Source organism: Schleiferilactobacillus shenzhenensis LY-73, from assembly GCF_000469325.1.
GTDB lineage: Bacteria > Bacillota > Bacilli > Lactobacillales > Lactobacillaceae > Schleiferilactobacillus > Schleiferilactobacillus shenzhenensis.
Window position 1 is genome coordinate 284,310 of the sequence record NZ_KI271582.1, and the last position, 8,846, is coordinate 293,155.

Annotated in this window: 7 protein-coding genes; all 7 read left to right on the plus strand. The window is 54.7% G+C overall.

What is annotated here, in order from left to right:
• Window positions 1-410: 410 nt before the first annotated feature.
• The 7 genes from pflB (at window position 411) to L248_RS01325 (ending at window position 8,672) form a co-directional block, all read left to right on the plus strand.
• Window positions 411-2,672, plus strand: a complete 2,262-nt coding sequence (gene pflB / locus L248_RS01295; RefSeq protein ID WP_022528228.1) for a formate C-acetyltransferase — start codon at window positions 411-413, stop codon at window positions 2,670-2,672.
• A gap of 127 nt (window positions 2,673-2,799) precedes the next feature.
• The gene (gene pflA / locus L248_RS01300; protein ID WP_022528229.1) at window positions 2,800-3,594 is read left to right on the plus strand and encodes a pyruvate formate-lyase-activating protein; all 795 of its coding nucleotides are present in this window, start codon (window positions 2,800-2,802) and stop codon (window positions 3,592-3,594) included.
• A gap of 210 nt (window positions 3,595-3,804) precedes the next feature.
• Complete coding sequence (locus tag L248_RS01305; RefSeq protein ID WP_040534371.1) at window positions 3,805-5,022, plus strand: DUF2075 domain-containing protein; 1,218 nt, start codon at window positions 3,805-3,807, stop codon at window positions 5,020-5,022.
• Window positions 5,012-5,956, plus strand: coding sequence for a LysR family transcriptional regulator (locus L248_RS01310; protein ID WP_022528231.1), 945 nt, complete (start codon window positions 5,012-5,014; stop codon window positions 5,954-5,956). The genes L248_RS01305 and L248_RS01310 overlap by 11 nt, the downstream gene beginning before the upstream one ends.
• 54 nt (window positions 5,957-6,010) lie before the next feature.
• On the plus strand, window positions 6,011-6,946 hold the full coding sequence (locus L248_RS01315) for a manganese-dependent inorganic pyrophosphatase (protein ID WP_022528232.1): 936 nt from the start codon (window positions 6,011-6,013) through the stop codon (window positions 6,944-6,946).
• A gap of 16 nt (window positions 6,947-6,962) precedes the next feature.
• Entirely contained in the window at window positions 6,963-7,322 is a 360-nt protein-coding gene (locus tag L248_RS01320; RefSeq protein ID WP_022528233.1) for an ASCH domain-containing protein, read from the plus strand.
• 174 nt (window positions 7,323-7,496) lie between these two features.
• On the plus strand, window positions 7,497-8,672 hold the full coding sequence (locus L248_RS01325; protein WP_022528234.1) for an NAD(P)/FAD-dependent oxidoreductase: 1,176 nt from the start codon (window positions 7,497-7,499) through the stop codon (window positions 8,670-8,672).
• Window positions 8,673-8,846 lie beyond the last annotated feature (174 nt).

Consider the following 8,846-nt stretch of genomic DNA (forward strand, 5'->3'; position numbering starts at 1 on the left):
ATCGCGGATTTTCTACTTCTGGTGGCAACCTGTTGCACTCCACTGGCCCAATCTGATACAGTAGGTGAAACCCCAACCGTTCATTGGTGAACAATAATCTTGGGGGTCCCTAAGATTTTACAGCTGTCTGCCTAGACCGCTGTGGTAGTACAGTTTTAGAATAAAACGCTGTTATGACACAGATTTTTCGGCAAAGAAATACAGATATTAATTTTTCCTGAAGCAATTCTTTACCAGACCATTAGGCAAACCGCGGTACGATGCGGTTTCTTCTAAAAAACATACCCAACGCCAGCATTGACGGGCAAGAAAGGGCTTGCACCGGGGTTGTGACGTGTTATACTAAATATGTAAGAACTGTAGCAGTGCAACACACACAATGGCACTTTACCGTATGGAGGTAGACAGTAATGAAACAAATGGAAAAAGCAACAACGCCCACCTGCTGGGAAGGCTTCCAACCCGGCGACTGGATGAACGAGATCAATGTCCGGGATTTCATCAACAAGAACTTGAACCAATATGATGGTGACGAGGCTTTCTTGGCTGGTCCCACCGCTGCAACTACCACTTTGAATGACCAACTGCTGGCGCTCAAGAAGAAGGAGCGGGAAGTTGGCGGGGTTTTGGAAGCTGATAACAATGTTGTTTCTTCCATCACCTCCCACGGCCCTGGGTATCTGAACAAGGACCTGGAAACCATCGTTGGGCTGCAAACCGACAAGCCGTTGAAGCGTGCCTTCATGCCTGAAGGCGGGATTCGGATGGCTGAAGATGCCTTGAAGGCTTACGGGTTTGAAATCGATCCCGAAATGCACAAGATCTTCACCGACTACCGCAAGACCCACAACCAAGGGGTCTTCGATGCATACACACCCGATATGCGGGCGGCACGCCACTACAAGATCGTCACTGGTTTGCCGGATGCATACGGCCGCGGCCGTCTGGTTTCTGACTTCCCGCGGATCGCCATCTATGGTATCGACCGCTTGATGCAAGAGAAGCTGAACGACTGGAACAACATTGGCGACGGCGAGATGACCGATGACGTTATCCAACTGCGTGAAGAAGTCAATGACCAGTGGAAGGCGCTCAAGGCCATGAAGAAGATGGCGGCCAGCTATGGTTACGATATTGGCCGGCCGGCAGAAAACGCTCAGGAAGCCATTCAATGGATCTACTTCGGCTACTTGGCTGCTGTCAAGACGCAAAACGGGGCAGCGATGTCTGTTGGCCGGATCGACACCGTGATCGATGCCTACATCCAGCGTGACTTGGACCGCGGCCTGATCACTGAAGAGCAGGCGCAAGAATTCATCGACCACTTGGTCATGAAGCTGCGGATGGTGCGCTTCATCCGCACGACTGAGTACAACAGCCTCTTCTCTGGCGACCCGATCTGGGCCACACTGTCCTTGGCTGGCGTCGGTACTGATGGCCGCCACCATGTCACCAAGACTGCCTTCCGCTTCCTGAAGACGTTGGACAACATGGGTGCTGCCCCTGAACCGAACATCACTTTGCTCTGGGATGACAAGCTGCCTGACGGCTTCAAGCGTTATGCGACAGAAGTTTCCATCAAGTCTTCCACGATCCAGTACGAGAACGACGAACTGATGCGCAACGAGTGGGGCACGGATTATTATGGCATTGCTTGCTGTGTATCCGCTCAGCCGATTGCCGATGGGATGCAGTACTTCGGTGCCCGGGCGAACCTGGCTAAGACCGTTCTTTACGCCATCAACGGCGGCAAGGACGAACTGGCCGGTGCGCAAGTGGGCCCGAACTACGAGCCGATCACTTCTGAATACATCGACTACGATGAATTTATGCAGAAATTCGACAAGATGATGGACTGGCTGGCTGATGTCTATGTCAACGCTCTGAACACCATCCACTACATGCACGACAAGTATTACTACGAAGCAGCGCAACTGGCGTTGAAGGACACCCATTTGGATCGGACCTTCGCCACTGGGATTTCTGGCTTGTCCCACGCCGTTGATTCCATTTCTGCCATCAAGTACGGTCACGTCAAGGTGATCCGCAACGAAGACGGCTTGGCTGTGGACTACGCCGTCGACAACCCGGACTTCCCTCGTTACGGTAACAATGATGACCGCGCCGATGACATTGCCAAGTGGCTGGTGAAGACCTTCTTCACTAAGATGAACACCCACCATCTGTATCGCGGTGCGAAGCTCTCCACGTCCGTATTGACCATCACATCCAACGTGGTTTACGGCAAGAACACGGGGACCACGCCGAACGGCCGCAAGGCTGGCGAACCCTTCTCCCCTGGTGCTAACCCGGCTTACGGTGCAGAAAAGAACGGCGCTCTGGCCTCTCTGCTCTCCACCGCCAAGATTCCTTATCACTACGCTCGGGACGGCATTTCTAACACCTTCGGCGTAACGCCCAACACATTGGGCCACGACGACGATGCCCGTAAGGATACGCTGGTGAACATGATCGACGGCTACATGGAGAACAACGGGATGCACTTGAACATCAACGTCTTCAACAAAGCCACCTTGATCGATGCCCAGAAGCATCCGGAAGAATACCCGACATTGACTGTCCGGGTATCCGGCTACTGCGTCTACTTCGCTGACCTGACCAAGGAACAGCAGGACGACGTTATTGCTCGGACGTTCTTCGAAACAATGTAATCTGATGACCCTTTAGGAAACATGGCGGGGGCAGGGCAGCTTGCCCCCGCCGGCAGAGACGGCGTCCCGGTGACGCCGTTTGTGCCGGTCAGCACCATGCCGAGAACACGCAAAGGAGTGAGGGACCATGGCGACGAGTATTGCCACACTGCAAAAAGCAAAAGTAGAGAAACCCTTAGTGGGGTATGTCCATTCGATTGAAACATTTGGTTCAGTGGACGGGCCAGGGATCCGTTACGTCGTGTTCCTGCAGGGCTGCCGGATGCGCTGCGAGTTTTGTCACAACCCGGATACGTGGAATATCGGGGTCGGTGACGAAATGACTGTGGATGAGATCTTGAATGATGCCATCCGTTACAAGGCATTCTGGGGCAAGAAGGGCGGCATTACCGTTTCTGGCGGCGAAGCGCTCGTCCAGCTGGACTTCATTCTGGCCCTGTTCAAGAAAGCCAAAACGATGGGCATCAACACCTGCTTGGACACCTGCGGCCAGCCGTTCACTTACAAGGAGCCTTTCTTCAGCAAGTTCGAAGAGCTGATGAAGGTCACGGACGTTTCGCTGGTGGATATCAAGCACATTGATTCTGCCCAGCACAAGAAGCTTACCGGCTTCAATAACGAGACGGTCTTGGCAATGATCCAGTACATGTCTGAACATGGTTACCACATGTGGATCCGCCACGTCCTGGTGCCGGAACGGACCGATTACGACAACTATCTGCGCGACCTGGGTAAGTACATCCACACCCTGAACGCCATTGATAAAGTCGAAGTGCTGCCGTACCACACCATGGGCGTGAAGAAATATGCTGAGTTAGGGATCAGTTACCCCTTGGAAGGGATTGAGCCGCCGTCTCAGGAACGGGTCGTAAATGCTGAGAAGCTACTGGATACAGCGAGTTACCGTGGTTACGCCAGCTAGTCTGACGTGTGTGTGTTGATATAAAATGACAAAAAGCCGATGCAAAGTGCGCATCGGCTTTTTGTCATTTTGGGAGCGGCATTCTACGCGGAGTTCGGCAGTCTATTCGTCATGCGGGAAGCGGAGTGTTTTTGACTGGCAGATGGCGGGCGCTCGTGTAGAATGGTAATAGACGTCGGTTGATGGAGAGGTGATGCGGTGGTGGCAGATATTGATTTGAGTGCGGCAACGTTTTTACTGGGTCCGGAGCAGACGTTCAGTCCGGACCAGGAGAAGCTGGCCCAGGCAGTAATGAGCTTTGTCAGGCAGCATTTGCCCCTGGCAGACCACGCGGTGTTTGTGATTACTGGGGATGCCGGCACGGGCAAGAGTGCTGTCCTGGCCCACCTGTTTGCCAGCCTGCAGACCCAGGCCCGGAGCGGCAGCGGCGCCCTGGCCGGAACGCAGAACACGCTGCTGGTGAACCATCAGGAAATGCTGAAGATTTACCAGGAAGTCGCTGGGGCCAATCCCGTGCTGCGGAAAAAAGATTTCATGAAGCCCACCCCGTTCATCAACGCTGCGCACCGGTCGGGGTCGCTCACCGACGTCACCTTCGTGGATGAAGGCCACCTGCTGCTGACTGAACCGGACCGGTATAACCGGTTCGACCAGACGAACCAGCTGGCTGAGATCATTCGCGCCAGCCGAGTCACGGTCCTGGTTTTTGATCCGCACCAGGTGTTGAAACTCAAGAGCTACTGGGACTGGCCGCGGTTGCGGACGGTGCTGGCCCCGTATCCGCATACGCTGTTTGATTTGGACACCCAGTTTCGGGTACACAGTCAGGCAGCCGTCCAGTCTTGGATCAACGCGTTTACCGCGGGCACCATCGCCCCCTGGCCGGTGCACCCTGGGTATGACTTGCGGGTGTTCGCCGACGGCACACCGTTATATCAGCGCATCGAACAGCAGGACGCCCGTTACGGGTTGGCGCGCGTATTGGCGACAGCTGACTTCCCCTTTACGGTATTTGGTCCCACCAAATGGTACGTGACCGCGGGCACACTCCGCCTGCCCTGGGACAAGATCAGCATGACCGCCACCCCTTGGGCCCAGCGGCCAGAAACCTTGCACGAGGTCGGTTCGATTTATACGATTCAAGGATTTGACCTGAACTATGCCGGCATTATTCTCGGTCCGTCCGTCGGGTATGATCCGGCCACCCGTCAGGTGACCGTGGACGTTACCCGGTATCAAGATAACGAAGCTTTCAAGAAGCGGTCAGACTTGCCTGATTTGACCGCTGCCCGCGCCCAGATCATGCGCAATGCGATCAATGTACTGTGCAAACGCGGCCGGCACGGGCTGTACTTATACGCGGTCGACCCGCAGTTACGGGCAGCTTTACTGGCTGCCCAAGCAAAAGGAGAAGACAATGGCCACTGAATCCCATTTGACCCCAAAGGCGCTGCGTTATTTCATGCAGCTGGCGCAGACGCTGAATTATACCCAGACCGCCCAGAATTTGGGCATTTCTCAACCCGCCTTGACCCAGCAGATCAAGAAGCTGGAGAAACAGATCCATGCCCCGCTGTTCTATTCCGTGGGAAAGAAACTTTACTTATCGGAAGCCGGCAACGTTCTGCTAGCTTCCGCCAACCAGATCGATGATATTATCAATACCACCGCGGATCAGATCCAGCAGTTCAGCAATCCTCAGCGGGGGCACATCGCTTTGGGCATCTTATCGTCCGTCGAAACGACCGTTTTTGAGCAGTTCGTGGCGGCTTATCTGCAGCGCCACCGAGATGTGACGGTGGAACTGCGGCTGCTTAGCCGCCGTGAACTGTGGGAAGGCTTAGAGAATAACGTCATCGATCTGGCGGTCATGTACCTGCCTGACGAGAATATCCGCAACTGGCAGTTGTACAATGCCCAAAAGATCGTCACGGATGAACTCCGCTTTATTTATCCGGCGGATCAGAAGATTGGCAAGGCGATTGCTATCAAAGATGTGCCGGTCAATCGGTGGGTGGGGTATCCGCCCGGCTTCTACATTGCTTCCCGGATGCAGGAAGTCTTTCGGGACGCGCTCACGGACACCCCCGATATCGTCGCGACCATGGTCGTGCCGGAACAGATTGCGCTGCTGGCGGCCCGTATCGGCTTGTACAGCGCATTGCCGGAAAGCTTTCTCATTGCCCATCCGGATAAGCGCTTGGCGTCGGCCAGCTTTGCGCCGAAGGTGGCATTGGACCTCTCTTTCGTGTACCGGCGGGAAAAAATCGCCATTCCCCGGGTACGCACCTTTGCGGATGAGTGGGAAGCTTTTTTACAGACCGAAAGCTACGCTGACCGATTGCTGGACGGGCCGGTCTGACGGCCTTCTGTGGTATACTGAAGAACGTAAGTACGATTATGTGGAGGTTGTAAAATGGCTAAACAACTTGTTTTTGGACATCAAAATCCGGACACTGACGCGATTGCAGCGGCAATCGCTTACGCCTATTTGGAAAAGCAGAAAGGGTACGATACCGAGGCTGTAGCCTTGGGCGAACCAAATGACGAAACCCAGTATGCGCTAAAGTATTTCCGCACAGACGCACCCCGGGTCGTCAAGACTGTTTCCAATGAGGTCGATAAGGTCATGCTGGTCGATCACAACGAACCCCAGCAATCGGCTCCGGACATTGACAAAGTGACGGTGACGCACGTGATTGATCATCACCGGATCCAGAACTTCAATACCGCCCAGCCGTTGTATTATCACGCGGAACCGGTGGGCTGCGTCAGCACCATCATTTATGAGGAATACCAAATGGCCGGCGTGGAGATTCCGAAGAATATCGCTGGTTTGATGGCTTCCGCCATCATTTCTGACACGCTGCTCTTGAAGTCGCCGACGACCACTGCGAAGGATCGCACCGCACTGGCGGCGCTGGCCCAAGAAGCAGGGATCGACCCGAAGAAGTATGGTCTGACCATGCTCAAGGCCGGCACCAATATCGCCGGCAAACCCGCGGCCGAGCTGGTGGACGAAGACGCGAAGAGCTTCGAGATGAACGGGCAAAGCGTCCGGATCGCCCAAGTGAACGTCGTCGATCTCGGCGACGTGAAGGACCGTATTGATGAGTTCAAGGATGCCATGAAGCAGGAAGCCAAAAAAGCACATTACGATCTGTTCGTGACGCTGGTGACCAATATCTTGGATTCCAATACCGAAGGCATCGTTGTCGGGGCGACCGGCGCCAAGGACACCTTCGCCAAGGCGTTCAAGACCACCTTACGGAATGGGACGGCTCAGCTGCCGGGTGTTGTCTCCCGGAAGAAGCAAGTCGTGCCGCCGCTGACCGAGGCATTCGGCAAATAGAGTAGGGGGAATCGTCATGCAGGCCTATCAGCTGCACTTATACGCTGATCAATACGACTTGGTCAAAGCCGGGACGAAGACCGTGGAGATTCGGCTGCGGACGCCTGAGATCGATAAGGTCCAACCGTCTGACGTCTTCCACTTTCTCCCTGTGCCCGCTCGCGGCGGCGAAGAATTGACCGCCGTGGTTATTGACATCAACCAATTTGACACCTTCGAGCAGGGACTGCGTCATTTTCCGCCCACCGCCGTGGGATCGCCAGCGGGGACCAGCGTCGCTGATATGGTCCGGGCGATGTACCAGATCTATACGCCGCAGCAGGAAGCCGCTCACGGGGTTGTCTTTTTCACGATCCACGCCGTTCCGACTGCCTGACCTGTTATTTCACAAGCCCCCGCTGCCCCAGTGGTACGGGGGCTTTTGCGTGGCGGCAAATACTGCAAAAGGACATGAAAATAGCGGAATGAGGTCGTTTTCACTGAAAAAAAACCGTTTGCGTGCTACCATAAGTGATGGGAGTTGCGTTATTGCTGAAAGGAGTTATTTTCTATGGCCAATGTATTGATTTTGGGGGCTGGCTACGCCGGTTTGCGGGTGGCCAAGTTATTAGCCAAGCACCCGCAGCAAATGACGATCACCATCGTCAACGATCATCCGTATCATTATGAGTCGACCCAGCTCCACGAGGTCGCCGTCGGTACTCGGGAACCAGCAGACATTACATTCAGTCTGCGGGACGTCCTGCCGGCCAATGTGGCTTTGGTCGTCGATACCGTCACCAAGATCGATCGGGATGACCAGCGCGTTGAATTGGCCCACCATGACCCGTTGTCTTATGACTACTTGGTCAACAGTCTCGGCTTTGAGTCAGAGACCTTTGGCATTCCCGGGGCCGAGGAGAACGGGTTGCCGATGATTGACATCGACACCGCCGTCGCTGCCCGCAAGCATTTGGAAGACACCCTGGCGCATTACAGTACCAGTCATGATCCGGACGACTTGCATATTATCGTCTGCGGCGCCGGCTTCACCAGTATCGAATACTTAGGCGATTTAGTGCACCGGATGCCGCAATTAATTGCGGCGTACCATCTGCCGGCGGACCAGATTAAGATCGACTGTATCGAAGCCATGCCCAAGGTTCTGCCGATGTTCTCGCAAGATTTGGCAGACTATGCCGTTCATTATCTGGAGAGCCACGGGGTGACGTTCCACACCAGCACACCGATTACCAAGATCGATCCGGGCGTCGTACACAGTAAAGACACCAGCTACACCGCCCACACGATTATCTGGACAACGGGCGTTCAAGGGAGCCATGTCATCACTGATTCCGGTTACGATCAGAAACGTAACCGGGTCGTGGTGACGAATGACTTGAGCGTTAAGGATCACCCCCACGAATTTGTCATCGGGGATGTTTCCGCCGTCCCGGATCCGGCGAGCGGCCGCATGTATCCGACCACAGCCCAAATCGCTGTGGCCCAAGCCGACACCGCCGCCCATAACATCCGGGCTCTGATCAATGGCCGGACACCCAGTCCATTCAGCTTCCAAAGTCTGGGTACCGTCTGCTCCTTAGGCCCCACCAACGGCGTCGCCGAAATCAACTTCATGGGTCACTGGAAGCTCAAGGGCAAGATCGTCGGTCCGTTAAAGAAGATCGTCAACGACCGCTCCGTTCTTGAACTGGCCAACGTGCGCACGATGCTGGCCAGCGATTAAGTCATTCGGCGTGCAGAGGTATATTATTCATGGATTGGGACCGATTAGAAGTCAGCCCAGTCCGATGCCATTATTTTCATCATCACAAGGGGCGTGACAAAACTCACCTTTACCCGAGATTGAGTGCCAACGCGTAGCAAGCGGAGGCAAAACGGGCTCAGTGGTGAAATCATT